Origin of the sequence: Klebsiella sp. C360 (assembly GCF_048822415.1) — a bacterium.
Classification (GTDB): domain Bacteria; phylum Pseudomonadota; class Gammaproteobacteria; order Enterobacterales; family Enterobacteriaceae; genus Klebsiella; species Klebsiella quasipneumoniae.
Genome location: NZ_JBMEZZ010000006.1, coordinates 263,416 through 283,009, shown reverse-complemented (window position 1 = coordinate 283,009; position 19,594 = coordinate 263,416). Strand labels below are relative to the sequence as shown.

The window sequence follows — 19,594 nt, the reverse complement described above, 5'->3', positions numbered from 1 at the left end:
CCCGTAAGGCATTACCTTGGGTTAGCAGACGGCTCGCCGCGCCGTGAGACGTAATTCCGATAGTCCTCGCCAACATAAATCTGCCGTGGCCGGTAGATGGTCAGCGGCGCCTGGTGCATCTCGTTCCAGTGCGCCACCCAGCCGACCGTCCGTCCGACGGCGGTGACCACCGCAAACATCGACGAAGGCAGATTCATCGCCTTGAGGATCACCGCGGTATAAAAATCCACGCTCGGCGACAGGCCATTTTCCACAAAGTAGGGGTCGGTCAGCGCCACGTCCTCAAGGGCCATCGCCACCTGCAGCAGACGGTCGGACATTCCTACCTCCGCCAGTACCCGATGGCTGGTTTCACGCAGGATATCGGCGCGCGGGTCGCGGTGACGGTAGCGTGAGTTGCCAAAACCGAGGCGGCGAAATGCCTGCGGGTCGCGTTTTGCCTGACGCAGAAACGCCGGAACCTGATCGACGCTTTCAATCTCTTCCAGCATCCGCATGCTCGACTCATTGGCGCCGCCGTGCATCGGTCCCCACAGCGACGCTAGCCCGGCGGCGACGCAGGCGAATAAGTTCGCCCCGGAGGAGCCCGCCGCGCGTACCGTGGTGGTGGAGACGCACTGCCCGTGATCGGCATGCAGGACCAGGATCTGGTTCATCGCCTGCTCGATGACCGGATTGAGGACGTACTTCTCGGCCGGGATAGCAAACAGCATCTGCAGGAAATTGCCGGCATAGGAGAGATCGTTGCGCGGATACGCGGCGGGTTGTTCAATGGTGTACTTGTAGCTCATGGCGGCGATAGTGGGCATTTTCGACAGCAGCCGCGTGGCGGCCAGCGCCCGGTGCTCCGGATTTTCCACATCCAGGACATCATGATAGAACGCCGCCAGCGCCCCCACCAGGGCGCACATCAGCGCCATCGGGTGCGAATCGCGACGAAAGCCGCTGCACATGCGGGCTATCTGCTCATGCACCAGGGTATGGCGGATGATGGTTTCGCGAAACGTTTGATAGCTGGTCTCATCCGGCGCCTCGCCCCGCAGCATGATGTACGCCACCTCGAGAAAATCACACTGGCGGGCCAGCTGGTCCACCGGATAGCCGCGGTGCAGCAGCACGCTGTTTTCCGTATCGATCCACGAGATCGCCGACTGGCATCCGGCGGTGTTGGCGAAGCCGGGGTCGTAGCTGCAGAATCCGGACTGATTCAGCTCGCGTATGTCGACCCCCACGTGGCCCCGGCTTCCCGGCACCTGCGGCAGGGTGATGGGCGTCGGTTGCCCGGCAATAGAAAGCGTTAACGGTGTGTTGCTCATCCTGTCAGTTCCCCCAGCAGCTTATCAGCGACCTGAAGTCATTCTTCAGGCGGAAAGACCAACATAACCAATGTGATGCAGCTTATTCATTGATGTCATCACTATAACGCTGACAAAGAGGATATTTTGCTGGCCTTCCCGGGGAAACAGGCCGTCTTTCCCCACCCCACCGCTGGATAGCGGCACAAATCGCCAAGGATAAAGGCGATCAGCGCTGTCAAAATTTACGCTGAGTAAAGAAAGGATGAAGAGGAGCTACCATGAATTTTGTGCTGTCGATGACCCTCATCTGCATCGCTATCGCCTGGCTGATGATGAGCCTGCTGCCGGTGTAGACGCAGCGCTAACCGCCACGCCAGTGGCCTGGATAACGCCTCATTCAATGGATTTCCGCCGTGGTCTTCGCCTCTGAAGTTTCAGCAGAGTCGTACAAGAAGTACTGGTCGCATATCAGGCTGTTGCGGTTTCCCGGCGAGGGGTAGGCTAAAGGCCCACTGTTAAGGAGGTGATATGTCTGGACTGATCAACCCACATGCGGCCCCGGAAGAAGCAGCCTATGCGCTGATAATTGAGCTCGTTCGCGCCCAGCGCGTGCCGCAATATGAAGGCGATATTTCCGGCCTGCTGGCGATGTACGACGAAGCCGTTAACCATTTTAAAGAGAAAGAGACCAAGCGTTAGGCGTGGGCGTCGTTGTGCGGGGAAAGGGTGACGCCTGCGGGAGACGCGCAGGCGTTGGCTGGATAACGGCTTGAGTTATCAGCTGCCGCGGTAGGTAGAGTATCCGTACTGACTGAGCAGCAGCGGGATATGCAGTTTTTGATTTTGCTTTGTGACATTGAAAATAACCGGAACCACCGGGAAGAACGTATTCATGTTTTGGCTTTTAAAATAGTCACCAGTTTTAAACGTCACTTTATACACCCCCGGCTCCATATTTTCCGCCTGCGGATAGAGCGATTTAATCCGCCCATCGGCATCCGTTTTGCCGGTGGCGATATGCTGCCAGCTCTCCCCTTGCTGCTTATCCAGCTCAATCTGCACCCCCGGCGAAGGGAGCCCGGTTTGCTGATTAAGAATGTGTACGCTGAGCGTGCCCTCTGGCGCCGCCAGCGCGCTGAAGCTGAGCAGGGAAATTACGGAGGCGATAACTAATTTCATAATCGTGACCTTTTGGGCAAGTGAAAGTGCCCTAACTATAGTCAGCGCGGCGGGGAAAAAAATTAAACTTTTTGTTATCAGATTGCGGTGATGGGGACTGTCCCCATACACAACACGCCGAACCGGTTTTGTCGTGAGAAGAGGAAGTGTCTTATGTGTGAGTAACCCCGTGCTCTGCGTAACAGGATACGGGACACTTAAACTGTCAGAGAGGGGAAATAGATTAGCTCGGGTCAAATATCACAAGGTTAAAGAATATACGCCGTGGCCTCTCCCTCCTCTAACAGAACAGTGCTCACTGAAAATGGCCTGCCGTATTCGAAATAATCATTTAATATTATTTAAACGACTATTCCAGTGGAAGTAATCACCTGGTGAAGATATTAATTATTATCATTGATTCTCTTGTCGCCACGCCTTCACCATCTCCTTTGTTACCTCTTTCTTGTAGCAAATGGGTGAATACCCACCCGCTTTGCTCCAGGCACTGCGGCCACCGCACGAGCTGCCGTTCCGCGCGGTATTGAAGGGGCAGGCACAGGTGCCGGGGTAGGATGCGACAGAGTCATCAATAATTCTTTGCCTGACCTGATCATCGCTTAAGGCATTCGATTTGGCGATAGAAATATCTGATGCAAAGACAAACACAACAGCGAATACGGAGATGGTGACGAATTTGATGTTCATTTGGATCTTTCCAGGTCGAAGATGAACATCGAGGGTATGCTTTCAAAAAGCATTGAATATTGATCTTTAGCAACTGTCATTCGCGCCAGCTTAAAATGCGATACCTAGCCCCGGTAGCATAAATTAAAGCTATGAAGAGTATTAGCCTGTTTATTATTTGCCTGCAAACATTTATTGCATGCGGAAATATTTTTCAGAAAATGAAATTAATCAATAAGGCGACCAGATTACGGAAAATCGCTATCCAGGATAGTAACGTGTGAGACGCTAGCTCTATGACAATGACGCCATTTTGCCGCCAGCGACACAAAGACGACACAGAGAGGAAAATAGTCTGGATGAAGATTGGTATAACGTTTTGATTCAAAATGGCACGCCCTACAGGATTCGAACCTGTGACCTACGGCTTAGAAGGCCGTTGCTCTATCCAGCTGAGCTAAGGGCGCCCTGAGAAGCGAGTGCTTCGCGGAGTGAAACGCCTGGAATTATACGGTCCACGTCGGTTGAGTCAATCCATTTTGCCAGGAAACTGCGGGGCTTATACGACGCTGGCGAAATATCCTCCGCCAACTGTACAAGAAGCATACCACCGGGGCTCTTACGCCAGTAAATCGACTGAGTGGCCAGGCGCAATACACCAATAACCATGCAATGCAAAGGGTCAAAAACCGGCTAAATTTGCCCCAGACAGGATAAAACAGCAAACGAGGACTGACAGCGAGGCCGGCTTCTGACAAAATATCCTCATCCCCCTTTCGTAAAGATACAGATGGAATCCTCTCTCTGATGGCAGCAAAAATTATTGACGGTAAAACGATTGCGCAGCAGGTACGCTCTGAGGTTGCGGAAAAAGTGAAGGCTCGCGTTGCGGCCGGAAAACGCGCCCCTGGGCTGGCCGTCGTGCTGGTCGGCAGCAACCCGGCCTCGCAGATTTATGTCGGCAGCAAGCGCAAAGCATGTGAAGAAGTGGGCTTCGTCTCCCGCTCTTACGATCTCCCGGAAACCACCAGCGAAGCCGAGCTGCTGGAGCTTATCGACACCCTGAATGCCGATAAGACCATCGACGGTATTCTGGTTCAGCTGCCCCTGCCGGCAGGGATCGATAACGTCAAAGTTCTCGAGCGCATCGCGCCGGATAAAGACGTCGACGGCTTCCATCCTTACAACGTTGGCCGCCTGTGCCAGCGGGCGCCGCGCCTGCGTCCGTGCACCCCGCGCGGTATCGTGACGCTGCTGGAGCGCTACAATATCGACACCTACGGCCTGAATGCGGTGGTCATTGGCGCGTCCAATATCGTCGGCCGCCCGATGAGCATGGAGCTGCTGCTGGCCGGCTGCACCACCACCGTCACCCACCGCTTTACCAAAAACCTGCGCCATCATGTCGAAAACGCCGACCTGCTGATCGTCGCGGTGGGTAAACCGGGCTTTATTCCTGGCGAATGGATCAAAGAAGGGGCGATTGTGGTCGATGTCGGCATTAACCGTCTGGAAAGCGGCAAAGTGGTCGGCGACGTGGTGTATGAAGATGCCGCTGAACGCGCATCCTACATCACCCCGGTGCCCGGCGGCGTTGGCCCGATGACCGTCGCCACCCTGATTCAGAACACGCTGCAGGCGTGCGAAGAGTACCACGACGTTGAGGAGGCCTGAGATGGCGACATTTTCCTTAGGAAAACACCCGCACGTTGAGCTGTGCGATCTGCTGAAGCTGGAAGGCTGGAGCGAAAGCGGCGCCCAGGCGAAGATCGCCATCGCCGACGGGCTGGTAAAAGTCGACGGCGCGGTGGAAACCCGCAAACGCTGCAAAATCGTCGCCGGTCAGACGGTGAGCTTTGAAGGCCAGAGCGTAACCGTCACGGCCTGACCGCGAAAAGGAAAACGCCCGCTTAAGCGGGCGTTTTTTTATGACTTACTTCCGGCGCCAGGTGGTGCCCTGCGGGCCATCTTCCAGCACGATCCCCATCTCGTTAAGACGATCGCGCGCTGCATCCGCCGCCGCCCAGTCTTTCGCTTTACGCGCGTCCAGACGCTGCTGGATAAGCGATTCAATTTCCGCCACTTCCGCGTCGTCGGCCTGCGCGCCGCTCTGCAGGAAGGCGTCCGGCTCCTGCTCCAGCAGCCCCAGCACCGACGCAAGCTTACGCAGGTGGGCCGCCATGGCGTTCGCCGCGGCCGCGTCCTCGGTTTTCAGGCGGTTTACTTCGCGCGCCATATCGAACAGCACCGAGTAGGCTTCCGGGGTGTTGAAGTCATCGTCCATCGCCTCGATAAAGCGTGCTTCGAAGGCTTCGCCGCCCGCCGCGTCGACGGATTTGTCGGTCCCGCGCAGCGCGGTGTACAGACGCTCCAGCGCCGAGCGCGCCTGCTTGAGGTTCTCTTCGCTGTAGTTCAGCTGGCTGCGATAGTGGCCGGACATCAGGAAGTAGCGAATGGTCTCCGCATCGTAATACTTCAGCACGTCGCGGACGGTAAAGAAGTTGCCCAGCGATTTCGACATCTTCTCGCGGTCGACCATCACCATGCCGGAGTGCATCCAGTAGTTAACGTACTCGCCGTCATGGGCGCAGGTGGACTGAGCGATTTCGTTTTCGTGATGCGGGAACATCAGATCGGAACCGCCGCCGTGGATGTCAAAATGGTTGCCCAGCTGTTTGCAGTTCATCGCCGAGCACTCGATATGCCAGCCCGGACGGCCCGCGCCCCACGGCGACGGCCAGCTTGGCTCGCCCTCTTTCGACATCTTCCACAGAACGAAGTCCATCGGGTTACGCTTGACGTCAACCACGTCGACGCGCGCCCCCGCCTGCAGCTGATCGAGATCCTGACGCGACAGCAAACCGTAGTTCGGGTCCGTCGGCACATCGAACATCACGTCGCCGTTATCCGCCACATAGGCATGGCCTTTGGCGATCAGCTGCTCGGTAATCTCGATGATTTCCGCAATATGATGCGTCGCGCGCGGCTCGCTGTCGGGACGCAAAATATTCAGGGCGTCAAAATCCTTGTGCATTTCGGCGATCATCCGATCGACCAGCGCGACAAAGCTTTCGCCGTTTTCATTAGCGCGCTTAATGATTTTGTCATCGATATCGGTGATATTGCGCACGTACTTCAGCTTATAGCCGAGAAAACGCAGATAACGCGCCACAACGTCAAAGGAGACGAAGGTACGCCCATGGCCGATGTGACAGAGATCGTAAACGGTAATACCACACACGTACATGCCGACTTCCCCGGCATGGATAGGTTTAAATTCCTCTTTCTGGCGCGTCAGTGTATTAAAAATTTTTAACATCGAAGATTCCGTGTAGACGTGTGTGGGTAATGAAGCCTCTATAATACCCATAATTCACACAGGACGCAGCACACATTGCAAGGTGCATCGACCCCCGCGGTTATGCTATAACACCCCCCTATATCTCACCCGACACCGGGTGCTGGCACCACACTCATCGGAACAGGATGCAAAAATGGTTACTTTCCACACCAATCATGGCGATATCGTAATCAAAACGTTTGACGACAAAGCGCCGGAAACAGTTAAAAACTTCCTGGACTACTGCCGCGAAGGTTTCTACGACAACACCATTTTCCACCGTGTTATCAACGGCTTCATGATTCAGGGCGGCGGTTTTGAACCTGGCATGAAACAAAAAGCGACCAAATCTCCGATTCAGAACGAAGCGAACAACGGTCTGAAAAACACCCGCGGCACGCTGGCGATGGCCCGTACTCAGGCGCCGCACTCTGCAACCGCGCAGTTCTTCATCAACGTGGTTGACAACGACTTCCTGAACTTCTCCGGCGAAAGCCTGCAGGGCTGGGGCTACTGCGTCTTCGCGGAAGTGGTTGAAGGCATGGACGTGGTTGATAAAATCAAAGCGGTTGCCACCGGCCGCAGCGGCATGCACCAGGATGTGCCGAAAGACGATGTGATCATCAAAAGCGTCACCGTCAGCGAGTAATTCGTGGCGACACTTTTTATTGCAGATTTGCACCTGCAAACAGAAGAACCGGCGATCACCGCCGGTTTTCTGCGTTTTTTACAGGGGGAAGCCCGTCAGGCGGACGCCCTGTATATCCTTGGCGATCTGTTCGAGGCATGGATCGGCGATGACGATCCGAACCCGTTGCATCAGCAAATCGCTACGGCAATCAAAGCCGTCGTCGACGCCGGCGTGCCCTGCTACTTCATTCACGGCAACCGCGATTTTCTCGTCGGCCAGCGCTTCGCCCGCCAGAGCGGGATGATCCTGCTCGCCGAAGAAGAGCGACTGAACCTCTATGGCCGTGAAGTCTTGATTATGCATGGCGACACGCTGTGCACCGATGACCCGGGCTATCTGGCGTTTCGCGCGAAAGTCCACACCCCGTGGATCCAGCGCCTGTTCCTGGCCCTGCCGCTGTTTATCCGCCGCCGTATCGCCGCCCGCATGCGCGCCGACAGCAAAGCCGCCAACAGCAGCAAATCAATGGAAATTATGGATGTGAATCCGCAGGCGGTGGTTGACGCGATGGAGCGGCATCACGTGCAGTGGCTGATCCACGGCCATACCCATCGCCCGGCGGTCCATGACCTGCAGGCCAACGGCCAGCCCGCATGGCGCGTGGTGCTTGGCGCCTGGCACAGCGAAGGATCGATGGTCAAGGTGACGCAGGACGACGTCGAACTGCTCCATTTTCCGTTCTAATTCCTGCGCGAGCATAATTCCGAAACCGCCTTTTGCCCGGGCGGAGGTATGCGCCTCCCGGCATTCCGCATGCTAGTCTTCCTCGACATCACTCTCAAGGAACGAGCATGAACAGGAAAAAGTGGAGCCCGCCGCTGATCTGGGGAATGATCCTCGCGCTCCTCAATCCGTTAGGGATAAGCTATATCGCCTTAATCGGCGTCGCTCTCGGCAACACGCTGACGTTTGTCTGGTGCGCCCTGCTGGCGTGGGCCATCTATTTCTATGCCATTTATTTGCTCTGCACCCGCCCTCACGAGAGCCGGTCAGTACAGATCTTTTTACTGATCATGGGCGCCCTGATGCTCCCCTGGGGGCTCGTGCTGCTTATCACCTGTATCATGAATGAGAGAAGTGTCGATAAGCCGCGATCGCCGTCCTCGATAAGCGAGACAAAAGACGGCTAACCATGCGCACGCAACCGTTTTCCTTGCCGGCAGTTCATGCTATTCTCTGTGGCCTCTAAAGCAGTGTGAAACACACCCACAGGAGTTTTAAGACGCATGTCTTCCCGCAATAATTCGGCGCGTATCGCCATCGTGATGGGGTCCAAAAGCGACTGGGCTACCATGCAGTTTACCGCAGAAATCCTTGATGCCCTGAACGTTCCGTACCATGTCGAAGTGGTCTCCGCCCATCGCACGCCCGATAAGCTGTTCAGCTTCGCTGAAAGCGCCGAAAGCCACGGTTATCAGGTGATTATTGCAGGGGCAGGCGGCGCGGCGCATCTGCCGGGCATGATTGCGGCGAAAACCCTGGTGCCGGTGCTCGGCGTACCGGTTCAGAGCGCGGCCTTAAGCGGTGTCGACAGCCTCTACTCCATTGTGCAGATGCCGCGCGGTATTCCGGTCGGTACCCTGGCCATCGGCAAAGCCGGGGCTGCAAACGCCGGTCTGCTCGCCGCGCAGATCCTCGCCCAGCATGATGCTGAACTCCACCAGCGCCTGAGCGCCTGGCGTCAGGCGCAAACCGATGAAGTACTGGATAACCCGGACCCGCGGGGTGCGGCATGAAACAGGTATGCGTGCTCGGTAACGGCCAGTTAGGCCGTATGCTGCGCCAGGCCGGCGAGCCGCTGGGTATCGCCGTCTGGCCGGTGGGGCTGGAAGCCGATCCGGAAGCGGTGCCGTTCCAGCAGAGCGTCATCACCGCAGAAATTGAACGCTGGCCGGAAACCGCCCTCACCCGCGAGCTGGCCCGCCACCCGGCGTTCGTCAACCGCGACGTCTTCCCGATTATCGCCGATCGCCTGACGCAAAAGCAGCTGTTCGATAAGCTGGGCCTCGCCACTGCCCCGTGGCAGCTGCTGGCGGATAAAAGCGAGTGGCCGGCGGTGTTTGCCCGCCTTGGCGAACTGGCGATCGTTAAGCGTCGCGTCGGCGGCTACGACGGCCGCGGCCAGTGGCGTCTGCGGGAAAACGAGATCGATCAGCTACCGGACGATAACTACGGCGAGTGCATCGTCGAGCAGGGGATTAACTTCTCCGGCGAAGTGTCGCTGGTAGGCGCCCGCGCCCATGACGGCAGCACCGTCTTCTACCCGCTGACCCGCAACCTGCATCAGGACGGTATTCTGCGCGCCAGCGTCGCCTTCCCGCAGGCCAATGCCCGCCAGCAGGAGCAAGCGGAAAGCATGCTGACGGCGATCATGAACGAGCTGAACTACGTCGGCGTGATGGCGATGGAGTGCTTCGTCACCGCCGAGGGGCTGCTGATCAACGAGCTGGCGCCGCGCGTACACAACAGCGGCCACTGGACGCAAAATGGCGCCTCCATCAGCCAGTTTGAGCTGCATCTGCGAGCGATGACCGACCTTCCTCTGCCGCCGCCGGTGGTTAACAGCCCGTCGGTGATGATCAACCTGATCGGCACCGATCTCAATTACGACTGGCTGAAGCTGCCGCTGGTCCACCTGCACTGGTACGATAAAGAGGTGCGCCCGGGTCGTAAAGTCGGCCACCTGAACCTGACCGACAGCGATACAGACCGTCTGAGCGCGACGCTGGAAGCGTTGAAGCCGCTGCTGCCAGCGGAATACGCCAGCGGTATCGTCTGGGCGCAGGCGCAGCTCAGCTAAGCCCTTCGTGCCGGGGATTTGATCTATCCCCTTCCCCGGCACACCTTGAGGCGCGTACAATCCCCCCCTTGCTGTAAAGCCCATTTCTGTTTTGACTTCAGAGGATACCCCATGACCAATGGGACGGATTATCGCGCCATTCTCGCCAGCGATACGCCACTGATTGACGTGCGCGCCCCGGTGGAGTTTAGCCAAAGCGCGATGCCGGCGGCGATCAACCTGCCGCTGATGAATGATGAAGAACGCGCCGCGGTCGGCACCTGCTACAAGCGCCAGGGGCCGGAAGCGGCGCTGGCGCTCGGCCATAAGCTGGTCCAGGGCGACCTGCGCGCCAGCCGGATCCAGGCCTGGCTGGAAGCGTGCGCCCGTTACCCGCACGGTTTCCTGTGCTGCGCTCGCGGCGGCCAGCGCTCGCATATCGTCCAGCAGTGGCTGAAAGAAGCTGGTGTGGATTACCCCCTGATCGTCGGCGGCTATAAAGCGCTGCGCCAGGCGGCAATCCAGGCCACCGACGCGCTGGTACAGCGACCGATCGTGCTGATTGGCGGCTGCACCGGCAACGGCAAAACCCAGCTGGTCTGCTCGCGCCCGGACGGTATCGATCTGGAAGGCCATGCCCACCACCGCGGCTCTTCGTTTGGCCGCACGCTACAGCCGCAGCATCCGCAGGCCACCTTTGAAAACCATCTGGCGGTTAGCCTGCTCAAAAAAGCCGAACAGCAGACGCGCTGGGTGCTGGAAGATGAAGGCCACATGATCGGCGCCAACCATCTGCCGGAGTGCCTGCGCATCCGCATGGCGCAATCGCCGCTGGCGGTGGTGGAAGATCCGTTTGACGTTCGCCTCGAACGGCTGCGCGAGGAGTATTTCGATCGCATGTATCGCGACTTTATCGCCGCCTATGGCGAAGAGAAAGGCTGGCAGGCATATGGCGAGTATCTGCATCACGGCCTGTTCGCCATCCGCCGTCGCCTGGGACTGCAGCGTTTTGCTCAGCTCACTGAACGCCTCGATGAGGCGCTGGCGCAGCAGCAGCGCACCGCCAGCACCGAGGCGCACTTCGCCTGGCTGGTGCCGCTGCTGGAAGAATACTACGACCCGATGTATCGCTATCAGTTGGGGAAAAAAGCCGGGAAGATTATTTTTCGCGGCAACTGGCAGGAGGTCGCCGCCTGGCTGGCGGAGTAATCACACCCTCTCTTGTCCCGGCTTGCGGCGTAAACGCCTTAGCCGGGCTACGGGTCCGCAGACGGCGGTGAACCTGTAGCCCCGGTAAGCGCAGCGTCACCGGGGAATGGTTACCGCTTAGAAGTCGTAGCGCAGACGCACCAGGTTCATATCGCCCAGGTTGTCGGTGCTGGAGGTAAACACGTGCTCGTAGTCAACGCGGAAACCATAATCCAGCTGGAAGCTGATCCCCAGACCGTTATCAATACGCTGGTAGTTACGGCCGTTCACATATTCCAGGCGGTCGCCCATAAAGTACGGCTGAATAGATTTAACGGCATATTGATTGATCGGGAATTTATAGCCCGCAAAATATTCAATCCCCCAGGCGTCGCCGGCGAAGTAATTATGGACATCGGTTTTTTTGGTAGTGAGGAAGTTCTGATACCAGCCGCCGCCGAAGGAGAAAGTCCAGTTATCCGGGGTCCAGCTCAGCGCGGTACCGACGATGTTCTGGTCATAGGTTTTGCTGTCGGAACTTGACGGGTCGCGCATTTCGGCGCGGGTGTAGTTCCACGCGGTCCCCCAGGTCAGATCCTTCATGATGTGGTAGTCCGCGCCAACAGAACCGCCGCCTTTACGTTTATAGCGCAGACCATTACCCGGCAGGTATTCGCTGTCTTCGAACAGATAGGAGCCGTAAAGATCGACATCGCCAACGGTTTTCTTATATTTCAGCATATTACGGGAACGATAAGAGCCATCGTAATCGCCGTTAATACCGTTGCCCGGCGCCTGGGCAATCATATCGTAGTCCCAGATATCGGTTTTCACCCCGACCACATCATAGTAAATACTGTTTTGCTGACCGTAGGTTAACGTCCCCCAGGTATCGCTTTTCAGGCCGGTATACAGCATGCGGCGGGTGGTATTGTTCGCCCCTTCCGCGTAGTGATTATCCCAGTCGAACAGCGCCGGAATATTCACCCCCAGCTCGTAGTAGCTGATCCAGCTAATATCATCGAACAGATAGTAATCCGCGGCGAAACGGAAGCGGGTGCCGCCGTCAAAACCGTTGCGCTTATAGGAGCCTTTATCCCCGTCGCCGGTCATCATATTGAACTGCGGGCGGATACTTCCGCCGACGGTAAAGTTAAGCCGGCTTAACGGATCCCCCGCCTGCGGATCCTGTTTTAGCAGGGTGATCTCCGCGTGGGCAGCCAATGACGTTAACGCTAATGCTGCGCCGATCGAGATCGCCAGCGTTTTTATTGTGTGTGCCATAGTTTTTCCTTGATTAATAAGCAACCTTATATTTTCCAGTTGAATATTAACCGCGAATCAGCACAGCGTGTTGCTGGGTTTTTAATGTTTCGTGCGCTTAAAAATCAATGGTTTATCAATTTGTGCGCTTAAAATAAAAGCGCCGCCAAAAACGGCGGCGCATCATCAACATGTAATATTCTTACTGGCTAAACTGACGGAATAGCGCTTTCCCTTTTAATAAACGCAGCCCCAGCCCGCCGCCGCACAGGGATAACAACACCGCTCCCGTCATCGGCAGCATCACCCACAGCCGCCAGTCCGGCGCCCAGGGAAAATCAAAGACTTTGGTCTGCAGCATCGCCAGCGCCACTTCGGCGCCTATCGCCGCCACCAGGCCGGAGACCAGCCCCAACAGGGCAAACTCCGCCCACAGCGTGGCGCGCAGCAGCGATTTCCCGGCCCCCAGCGTGCGCCAGACCACCAGCTCCTGATGACGCTGACGCATACCGACCTGCACCTGCGCCAGCAACAGCAGCACGCCGCAGGCCGTCACAAGGCCTACCATCACCTCCAACGCCCGGCTGACCTGGGAGAGCACCTGGCCGACCTGGCGCAGGATAGCGCCAATATCCAGCAGACTGACGGTGGGAAACTCGCGGTTCAGCTGGGTCAACATCGCAGGACCGTTATCCCAGCGGAAGCTGGTGAGCCAGCTCTGCGGCTGCCCGTCCAGCGCCCCGGTGGGGAAAATAAAGAAGAAGTTTGGCCGCAGGCTCTCCCAGTCGACGTTGCGCACGCTGCTCACCTTCGCGCTGAACTCCTGCGTATCGCCGGTAAAGGTCACCGTATCGCCGATTGTCACTCCCAATCGCTGCGCCAGCCCCTCCTCAATCGATACCTCGCCCTGCTTCGGCGGCCAGCTGCCGGCCACCAGCGGATTATGATCCGGACGCTGTTCGCTCCAGGTGAGATTAAGCTCTCGATTCAGCGCTTCGTCTTTATTCCCGTCCGTGGACTGGCCGTTGATCTGCGTCAGACGAGCCCGGACGATCGGATAGAATTCCGCCGCCCGCGTCTGATGTTCGGCGAGGAAGGTCTTCACCGGCATTATCTGCTCAGGGGCGATATTGATCAGGAAGTAGTTCGGGCTCTCCGGGGGCAGTTGCTGCTGCCAGCGGTCGAGCAGATCGCCGCGCAGCACCAGCAGGAGCGCCAGCAGCATAAATGACAGGGAAAACGCCGCCAGCTGGCTGAGGGTCGACCACGGCTGGCGCAGCAGGCGATTCACCGCCAGACGCAGCGGCAAGGCTCTGAGCGTCAGGCGTTTGAGCAGCCACAGCAATCCCCAGCCCACCAGGCCGCACAGCAGCGCCAGCACCACCGCCCCGGCCAGCACTGACCACAGCAGCGGACTGCCGCCCATCAGCCACGCCAGCAGGCCCACCACCACGGCGCTGACCGTCGGGATCCAGATTTTTAACGGCCAGACGCTGGCCACCACGTCCTGGCGCAGCACTCGCAGCGGCAGGGTCGCCAGCAGCAGCCGATACGGCCGCAGGCCCACCAGCAGGGAAATCACGCCGGTCGCGCCCACCGCCCACAGCCACGGCCAGCCGCTGGCCGGTGGGAGCGCGGCGGGCAGAACCGGTTTGAGCACCAGCAGCAACAGGCGCTCCAGCGCCAGCCCCGCCACCCCGCCGGTTATCACCGACAGCGCCAGCAGCAGCAGCCACTGACCGACAATCAGCTTGCGCAGCTGCGCCCGTCCGGCGCCCAGCGTCTTGAGTATGGCGACCAGATCGTAGCGGCTGCGGCAGTAGTGGCCCATCGCCACGGCCACCGCCGCGACGGCCAGCAGCAGCGTCAACAGCGCGGATAACAACAGGAATTGCTGCGAGCGTTCGAGGGATTTGCCCAGTGCGCTGTCGTCCTGTTCAAGACCAATCCAGCGATGCTCCGGGCCGAGTTTCGGCAGCAGCCACTGCTCATAACGGGCCAGCTGTTCAGCGTCGCCGGCGAATTTATATCGCCATGCGACGCGACTGCCGGGCTGTACGGCGCCGGTCTTTGCCACGTCGGCCATATTCATCATCAGCCGCGGCGCCATCTGGAAGGGGTTAAACCCCGCATCCGGCTCCTGAATCACTTCCCCGGCAATGCGCAGCGTGGCGTCGCCAACGTCAATCGTATCGCCGGTTTTCAGGTTCAGCAGCGCCATCAGCCTTGGCGCCAGCAGGACGCTGCCCGCCCGGGGCTTCAGCCCCGGCGGCTGCGTCTCGAGAGTGCCATACAGCGGATAGCGGTCATCCACTGCCTTGACGTCCGCCAGCTGCGGCGTATCGCCCGCAAAGGTCATGGTGGCGAAGCTCAGCTGTTCGCCGACGCTCAGCCCTGACTTCCGCGCTTGCGCGATCCACTCAGCGGGCACCTCGCGCGAACTGCGCAGCGTCCGGTCGCCCGCCATAAACTCACGGCTTTGCTGGCTGAGACCTTTCTCCATTCGATCGCTTATCGACCCCAGGGCCAGCACGCAGGCCACGGCGAGGCTTAACGCCAGCCAGACGATCAGCAGCGACGGCGAGCGCCATTCGCGCCAGAACCAGCGGGCGATCATGCTTCCTCCCGCAGCTGGCCATCCACCAGGCGCAGACGGCGGTCGCAGCGTGCCGCCAGCAGCGGATCGTGAGTGACGAGGATCAGGGTGGTGCCGTGTTCGCGATTAAGCGAGAACAGCAGATCGGCAATTTTGTCCCCGGTCTGGCGATCGAGGTTGCCGGTGGGCTCATCGGCGAACAGAATGGCCGGACGCCCATTGAAGGCCCGGGCCAGCGCCACCCGCTGCTGTTCGCCGCCGGAGAGCTGCGCCGGCAGGTGGTGCAGGCGTTTGCCAAGCCCCAGTTGCTCAAGCAGCGCCCGGGCATCGCCCCGGCTCTGGCTATCGCTGGCGCCGCGCAGCAGCGCCGGCAGCTCGACGTTCTCCAGGGCGTTGAGCGTTGGGATCAGCATAAACGACTGAAATACAAAACCGACGTGCTGCGCCCGCAGCGCCGCCCGCGCCTCCTCATCCATCCGATGCAGCGGTTTGCCCAGCATCGATACTTCCCCGCTGCTGCCATCGTCCAGGCCGGCGAGGATCGCCAACAGGGTCGATTTACCGGAGCCCGACTCGCCGATCAGGGCGATGGTCTGCCGCGGTTTGACAACCAGCTCAACTCCGGTAAGGATGGTGAGCTGATGCTCCCCCTGACCGACGGACTTCTTAAGATGATGAACTTCAAGTATGTTTTCCGCTGGCATGTGCCTTTCCTGTTTTTGTTCCTGTTTACCTGCCGCGCGATGGCGGCGGACACGCTGCTGATCCTCGGCGACAGCCTGAGCGCTGGCTATCGGATGGCGGCCAACGCCGCGTGGCCTGCGCTGCTCAATGAGAAGTGGCAGGCGAAAACGCCGGTGGTGAACGCCAGCATCAGCGGCGATACCTCTCAGCAGGGACTGACCCGTCTGCCATCGCTGCTTAAGCAGCATCAGCCGCGCTGGGTGCTGGTTGAGCTCGGCGGCAACGACGGGCTGCGCGGCTTTCCGCCGCAGCAGACCGAGCAGACGCTGCGCACCATCATTCAGACGATCAAAGCGGCCAACGCCGAACCGCTGCTGATGCAAATTCACCTGCCGGCGAACTATGGCCGCCGCTATAATGAAGCCTTCGGCGCGATTTACCCGGCCCTGGCCAAAGAGTTCGCTATTCCTCTCCTGCCCTTTTTTATGGAGGAGGTGTATCTGAAACCCCAGTGGATGCAGGACGACGGCATTCACCCGAATCGCGACGCGCAGCCGTTTATCGCCGACTGGATGGCGAACCGGCTGGCTCCCTTAGTTAATCATGACTCCTGAACGCCAGGGGTCGCTGACAGGTAAAGTTATGCAAAAAACGGTTTTAGTGACAGGCTGTTCCAGCGGAATTGGTCTGGAAAGCGCGCTGGATTTAACCCGCGAGGGCTTTCGCGTGCTGGCGGCCTGCCGCAAAGCGGAGGACGTGGCGCGGATGCAGGAGCTGGGGCTAACCGGTATTTTGCTCGATCTGGACGACCCGCAGAGCGTGGAGCGCGCGGCGGTGGAGGTGATTGCGCTGACCGATAATCGTCTCTACGGCTTGTTCAATAACGCCGGTTACGGCGTCTATGGCCCGCTGAACACCATCAGCCGCCAGCAGATGGAACAGCAGTTTTCCGCCAACTTTTTTGGCGCCCATCAGCTCACCATGCTGCTGCTGCCGGCGATGACCCCGCATGGCGAAGGGCGCATCGTGATGACCTCCTCGGTGATGGGGCTTATCGCCAGCCCCGGCCGCGGGGCCTACGCCGCCAGCAAATATGCCCTTGAGGCATGGTCCGATGCGCTGCGCATGGAGCTGCGCCACAGCGGTATTCAGGTCAGCCTGATTGAACCGGGCCCGATCCGCACCCGCTTTACCGATAACGTCAACCAGACGCAAAGCGACAAGCCCGTTGAAAACCCGGGCATCGCCGCCCGTTTTACCCTCGGGCCGGAGGCGGTGGTGGAAAAAGTGCGCCACGCTTTTACCAGCGATAAGCCGAAGCTGCGCTACCCGGTCACCCTGGTCACCCACGCGGTGGCGCTGCTCAAACGCCTGCTGCCAGCCCGCGCGATGGACAAAATTATCCACGGCTGAGTTGAAGCGCGGAATGCCGCCCCCATGTAAAACAGAAATCGACTAACGAGAAATGCCCATGTCCGAACAGAATATTGTCAACATTAGCGAAGCGAACCTGCAGCAGACGCTACAGCAGTCTATGAACGTCCCGGTGCTGTTTTACTTCTGGTCTGCCCGCAGCCAGCACTGCGAACAGCTGACCCCGGTTCTTGAGCGTCTGGCCGCGCAATACAATGGCCAGTTTATGCTGGCGAAGGTCGATTGCGACGCTGAGCAGATGCTCGCTTCACAGTTTGGTCTGCGCGCCATCCCTACGGTTTATCTGTTCCAGAACGGCCAGCCGGTGGACGGTTTTGAAGGCCCGCAGCCGGAAGAAGCGATCCGCGCCCTGCTGGATAAAGTCCTGCCCCGCGAAGAGGAGCTGAAAGCTCAGCAGGCGCTGGCCCTGATGCAGGAAGAAAAATACGCCGATGCCCTGCCGCTGCTGAAGGAAGCCTGGCAGCTGTCGAATCAGGAGAGCCAGATTGGCCTGCTGCTGGCGGAAACGCTGATTGCCCTGCACCGTTCCGATGAAGCGGAAAGCGTGCTAAAAACCATCCCGCTGCAGGATCAGGATACCCACTATCAGGGTCTGGTGGCGCAGATTGAGCTGCTCAAACAGGCCGCCGACACGCCGGAAATCCAGCAGCTGCAGCAGCAGGTGGAACAGAATCCGGAGGATGCGCTGCTGGCCTCCCAGCTGGCGCTACAGCTGCATCAGGTCGGGCGTAACGAAGAAGCGCTGGCGCTGCTGTTCAGCCATCTGCAGAAGGATTTAGGCGCCGGCGACGGCCAGGCGCGCAAGATGCTGCAGGAGATCCTCGCCGCCCTCGGTACGGGCGATGCGCTGGCCGCCAAATACCGCCGTCAGCTCTATTCGCTGCTGTACTAATTCGTTGCCTGCCCCGGATAGCGCTGCGCTATCCGGGCTGTGCGAACGAGGCGCAACGCAGCCTTAGTAACCCGGGTGAGGCGTGAACGCCGCAACCCGGGATCGTTCACGGGCGTTTTTTCAGCTGCGTCACCACCAGCTGATGGCGGGCGTTGAAGAACTTCCGGTAGGTCAGATAGCCGGCGATAATCGTCGACAGGCTGGCGGTCGACAGCAGCATAAAAGTTACCATGATCTGGTACTTAATCGCCTTCACCGGGTCAATACCGGCAAAAATTAGTCCCGACATCATCCCTGGCAAACTCACCAGGCCGACCGTTTTCGCTGAATCGACGGTGGGAATCAATGACGCGCGGATGCTGTCGCGGATCAGCCGCGCCGAGGCCATCTTCGGCGTGGCGCCGAGGCTGAGCTTCTCCTGAATCTGCTGCTGCTCGCTGCTGAAGCGCTGGCCCATATTGTTGTAGCACAGCCCCACCGCCACCATGGCGTTCCCGGCCACCATCCCGGCAATCGGGATCACCTGCATCGGCACGAAGGCTATCGATCCAGAGAACACCAGCACCGCCAGCGTCAGCCCGGCGCCGGTGGTGATGGCGATAAATGACGAGACAAACGCCTTATCGATATATTTACTGCGCTTTTTGGCATTCCACGCCGCGTTAAAGCAGATAAACAGCACCATCAACAGCGTCAGAACCGCATGGTTGACGTTAAAGATATATTTCAGCACATAGCCGACGATAATCAGCTGCACGATCGCCCGGCAGATGCTCCAGAGAATATCTTTTTCCAGCGCCAGCTTTTCCCGATAGCTCACCAGAATAGCGATCAGCACCAGCACCATCGACAGCGCCAGCGATTCGTTCGTAATGTTATGCCCGTTCATGCTGTGCCTCCTGCATGTTTCCGCCGGCAGGTTGCAGCGTAATTACTTCATCGGCATGCGAAATTTCATTGCGATCGTGAGTGACCCATAGAACAGCGACCTGTTTTTCCGTCGCGTAGCCATGAATAATGTCATTCACATTCTGTTTATTACTGTCATCCAGCGCGCTGGTAATTTCGTCCAGCAGCAGCACGCGCGGCAGAAATTGTAAATTGCGGATCAGCGATACGCGCTGCTTTTCACCGCCCGACAGTTCGTTAATCGATTTTTCCAGCATATTTTCGCCAAGACCAAAGCGCTGCAGATCGGCCACCAGCGCCTGCGGATCCGGTTGTTTATTACGGATCTGCCACGGAAAAATCAGGTTATCGTAAACCGAATCCCCGAACAGCGCCGGCGTCTGCGCACAATAAGAGACCTGCTGGCGATACCTTTCCGGCGACAGCGTCGCGACATCAGCATCGTCGAAAAACAGACGTCCGGAGGTCGGGCTGAGCAGCGAGGCGATAATTTTCAGCAAGGTGCTTTTCCCGCAGCCGGAAGGCCCGGTAATCAACTTGAATTCCCCGGGTCTGAGCTGAAGGTTGATATTATGTAAAATAACTGCGTCGTCGGTCTTAAATCCCACATCCTCGAGACGCAAAAGCGCGTTATTTTCCTTCATGAGTCTTCCTGATTATTTTCTGAAACACCGC

The 19,594-nt window shown here is 58.5% G+C and carries 23 protein-coding genes and 1 tRNA gene; 13 read left to right on the top strand and 11 right to left on the bottom strand.

Annotated elements, in window-relative coordinates:
* Nucleotides 1-11 precede the first annotated feature (11 nt).
* Nucleotides 12-1,316 (bottom strand): citrate synthase, encoded by a 1,305-nt coding sequence (locus ACOI7D_RS18095; RefSeq protein ID WP_109546589.1) that lies wholly within the window; start codon nt 1,314-1,316, stop codon nt 12-14.
* A 45-nt stretch (nt 1,317-1,361) separates the two neighbouring features.
* A complete protein-coding gene (locus tag ACOI7D_RS18090; RefSeq protein WP_032428644.1) occupies nt 1,362-1,502 on the bottom strand; it encodes a hypothetical protein in 141 nt (46 codons plus the stop codon).
* A 324-nt stretch (nt 1,503-1,826) separates the two neighbouring features.
* Between ACOI7D_RS18090 and ACOI7D_RS18085 the strand changes: the two genes are divergently transcribed.
* Nucleotides 1,827-1,997 (top strand): hypothetical protein, encoded by a 171-nt coding sequence (locus ACOI7D_RS18085; RefSeq protein ID WP_023288674.1) that lies wholly within the window; start codon nt 1,827-1,829, stop codon nt 1,995-1,997.
* 78 nt (nt 1,998-2,075) lie between these two features.
* Here ACOI7D_RS18085 and uraH read toward each other — a convergent pair whose 3' ends face one another.
* The 3 genes from uraH to ACOI7D_RS18070 all read right to left on the bottom strand — a co-directional run bounded on the left by uraH (nt 2,076) and on the right by ACOI7D_RS18070 (nt 3,610).
* On the bottom strand, nt 2,076-2,477 hold the full coding sequence (gene uraH / locus ACOI7D_RS18080) for a hydroxyisourate hydrolase (RefSeq protein ID WP_008805473.1): 402 nt from the start codon (nt 2,475-2,477) through the stop codon (nt 2,076-2,078).
* 393 nt (nt 2,478-2,870) lie between these two features.
* A complete protein-coding gene (locus ACOI7D_RS18075; protein WP_048296911.1) occupies nt 2,871-3,164 on the bottom strand; it encodes a hypothetical protein in 294 nt (97 codons plus the stop codon).
* 369 nt (nt 3,165-3,533) lie between these two features.
* A tRNA-Arg gene (locus ACOI7D_RS18070) sits at nt 3,534-3,610 on the bottom strand.
* A 340-nt stretch (nt 3,611-3,950) separates the two neighbouring features.
* On the opposite strand from ACOI7D_RS18070, the gene folD reads away from it, so the two are divergent.
* On the top strand, nt 3,951-4,817 hold the full coding sequence (folD, locus tag ACOI7D_RS18065) for a bifunctional methylenetetrahydrofolate dehydrogenase/methenyltetrahydrofolate cyclohydrolase FolD (protein ID WP_004143017.1): 867 nt from the start codon (nt 3,951-3,953) through the stop codon (nt 4,815-4,817).
* 1 nt (nt 4,818) lies between these two features.
* Nucleotides 4,819-5,031: a ribosome-associated protein YbcJ gene (gene ybcJ, locus ACOI7D_RS18060; RefSeq protein ID WP_004143016.1), complete on the top strand. Its 213-nt coding sequence runs from the start codon at nt 4,819-4,821 to the stop codon at nt 5,029-5,031.
* A gap of 45 nt (nt 5,032-5,076) precedes the next feature.
* Here the strand turns inward: ybcJ and cysS are convergent, their stop codons facing one another.
* Entirely contained in the window at nt 5,077-6,462 is a 1,386-nt protein-coding gene (cysS, locus tag ACOI7D_RS18055) for a cysteine--tRNA ligase (RefSeq protein ID WP_004204706.1), read from the bottom strand.
* 175 nt (nt 6,463-6,637) lie between these two features.
* Between cysS and ppiB the strand changes: the two genes are divergently transcribed.
* From ppiB to mnmH, 6 genes are all read left to right on the top strand, one after another.
* Complete coding sequence (ppiB, locus tag ACOI7D_RS18050) at nt 6,638-7,132, top strand: peptidylprolyl isomerase B (RefSeq protein WP_004151319.1); 495 nt, start codon at nt 6,638-6,640, stop codon at nt 7,130-7,132.
* A gap of 3 nt (nt 7,133-7,135) precedes the next feature.
* Nucleotides 7,136-7,858, top strand: a complete 723-nt coding sequence (gene lpxH / locus ACOI7D_RS18045; RefSeq protein ID WP_087824758.1) for a UDP-2,3-diacylglucosamine diphosphatase — start codon at nt 7,136-7,138, stop codon at nt 7,856-7,858.
* Between the two features lie 107 nt (nt 7,859-7,965).
* Complete coding sequence (locus tag ACOI7D_RS18040) at nt 7,966-8,304, top strand: hypothetical protein (protein ID WP_072413891.1); 339 nt, start codon at nt 7,966-7,968, stop codon at nt 8,302-8,304.
* 96 nt (nt 8,305-8,400) lie between these two features.
* Nucleotides 8,401-8,910 carry a 5-(carboxyamino)imidazole ribonucleotide mutase gene (gene purE, locus ACOI7D_RS18035; protein ID WP_004151322.1) on the top strand — a complete coding sequence of 170 codons (510 nt, stop codon included), beginning with the start codon at nt 8,401-8,403 and terminating at the stop codon, nt 8,908-8,910.
* On the top strand, nt 8,907-9,974 hold the full coding sequence (gene purK / locus ACOI7D_RS18030; RefSeq protein ID WP_049014645.1) for a 5-(carboxyamino)imidazole ribonucleotide synthase: 1,068 nt from the start codon (nt 8,907-8,909) through the stop codon (nt 9,972-9,974). Before purE ends, purK begins: the two co-directional genes overlap by 4 nt.
* Nucleotides 9,975-10,085: 111 nt before the next feature.
* A complete protein-coding gene (gene mnmH, locus ACOI7D_RS18025; protein ID WP_087824759.1) occupies nt 10,086-11,162 on the top strand; it encodes a tRNA 2-selenouridine(34) synthase MnmH in 1,077 nt (358 codons plus the stop codon).
* 117 nt (nt 11,163-11,279) lie between these two features.
* Here mnmH and ACOI7D_RS18020 read toward each other — a convergent pair whose 3' ends face one another.
* The gene (locus ACOI7D_RS18020; RefSeq protein ID WP_032454269.1) at nt 11,280-12,425 is read right to left on the bottom strand and encodes a porin; all 1,146 of its coding nucleotides are present in this window, start codon (nt 12,423-12,425) and stop codon (nt 11,280-11,282) included.
* Nucleotides 12,426-12,516: 91 nt separating this feature from the next.
* Between ACOI7D_RS18020 and ACOI7D_RS18015 the strand changes: the two genes are divergently transcribed.
* On the top strand, nt 12,517-12,630 hold the full coding sequence (locus ACOI7D_RS18015; RefSeq protein WP_032428640.1) for a hypothetical protein: 114 nt from the start codon (nt 12,517-12,519) through the stop codon (nt 12,628-12,630).
* On the opposite strand, the gene ybbP is transcribed toward ACOI7D_RS18015, so the two are convergent.
* Both ybbP and ybbA read right to left on the bottom strand, forming a co-directional pair.
* Nucleotides 12,607-15,021 carry a putative ABC transporter permease subunit YbbP gene (ybbP, locus tag ACOI7D_RS18010; protein ID WP_101992036.1) on the bottom strand — a complete coding sequence of 805 codons (2,415 nt, stop codon included), beginning with the start codon at nt 15,019-15,021 and terminating at the stop codon, nt 12,607-12,609. The genes ACOI7D_RS18015 and ybbP overlap by 24 nt on opposite strands.
* The gene (ybbA, locus tag ACOI7D_RS18005) at nt 15,018-15,704 is read right to left on the bottom strand and encodes a putative ABC transporter ATP-binding protein YbbA (protein WP_032454210.1); all 687 of its coding nucleotides are present in this window, start codon (nt 15,702-15,704) and stop codon (nt 15,018-15,020) included. Before ybbA ends, ybbP begins: the two co-directional genes overlap by 4 nt.
* Here ybbA and tesA point away from each other — a divergent pair.
* Genes tesA through ACOI7D_RS17990 form a run of 3 tightly spaced genes read left to right on the top strand, consistent with a single transcriptional unit; the run spans nt 15,675 to nt 18,010 of the window.
* Nucleotides 15,675-16,298 carry a multifunctional acyl-CoA thioesterase I/protease I/lysophospholipase L1 gene (gene tesA, locus ACOI7D_RS18000; RefSeq protein WP_060591797.1) on the top strand — a complete coding sequence of 208 codons (624 nt, stop codon included), beginning with the start codon at nt 15,675-15,677 and terminating at the stop codon, nt 16,296-16,298. The genes ybbA and tesA overlap by 30 nt on opposite strands.
* Nucleotides 16,288-17,097 carry an SDR family oxidoreductase gene (locus tag ACOI7D_RS17995; protein WP_162543092.1) on the top strand — a complete coding sequence of 270 codons (810 nt, stop codon included), beginning with the start codon at nt 16,288-16,290 and terminating at the stop codon, nt 17,095-17,097. The genes tesA and ACOI7D_RS17995 overlap by 11 nt, the downstream gene beginning before the upstream one ends.
* 58 nt (nt 17,098-17,155) lie before the next feature.
* Nucleotides 17,156-18,010 carry a co-chaperone YbbN gene (locus tag ACOI7D_RS17990; protein WP_050533069.1) on the top strand — a complete coding sequence of 285 codons (855 nt, stop codon included), beginning with the start codon at nt 17,156-17,158 and terminating at the stop codon, nt 18,008-18,010.
* Nucleotides 18,011-18,116: 106 nt separating this feature from the next.
* On the opposite strand, the gene fetB is transcribed toward ACOI7D_RS17990, so the two are convergent.
* Complete coding sequence (gene fetB, locus ACOI7D_RS17985) at nt 18,117-18,899, bottom strand: iron efflux ABC transporter permease subunit FetB (protein WP_004204721.1); 783 nt, start codon at nt 18,897-18,899, stop codon at nt 18,117-18,119.
* Nucleotides 18,886-19,563 carry an iron efflux ABC transporter ATP-binding subunit FetA gene (gene fetA, locus ACOI7D_RS17980; RefSeq protein WP_023288661.1) on the bottom strand — a complete coding sequence of 226 codons (678 nt, stop codon included), beginning with the start codon at nt 19,561-19,563 and terminating at the stop codon, nt 18,886-18,888. Before fetA ends, fetB begins: the two co-directional genes overlap by 14 nt.
* Nucleotides 19,564-19,594 lie beyond the last annotated feature (31 nt).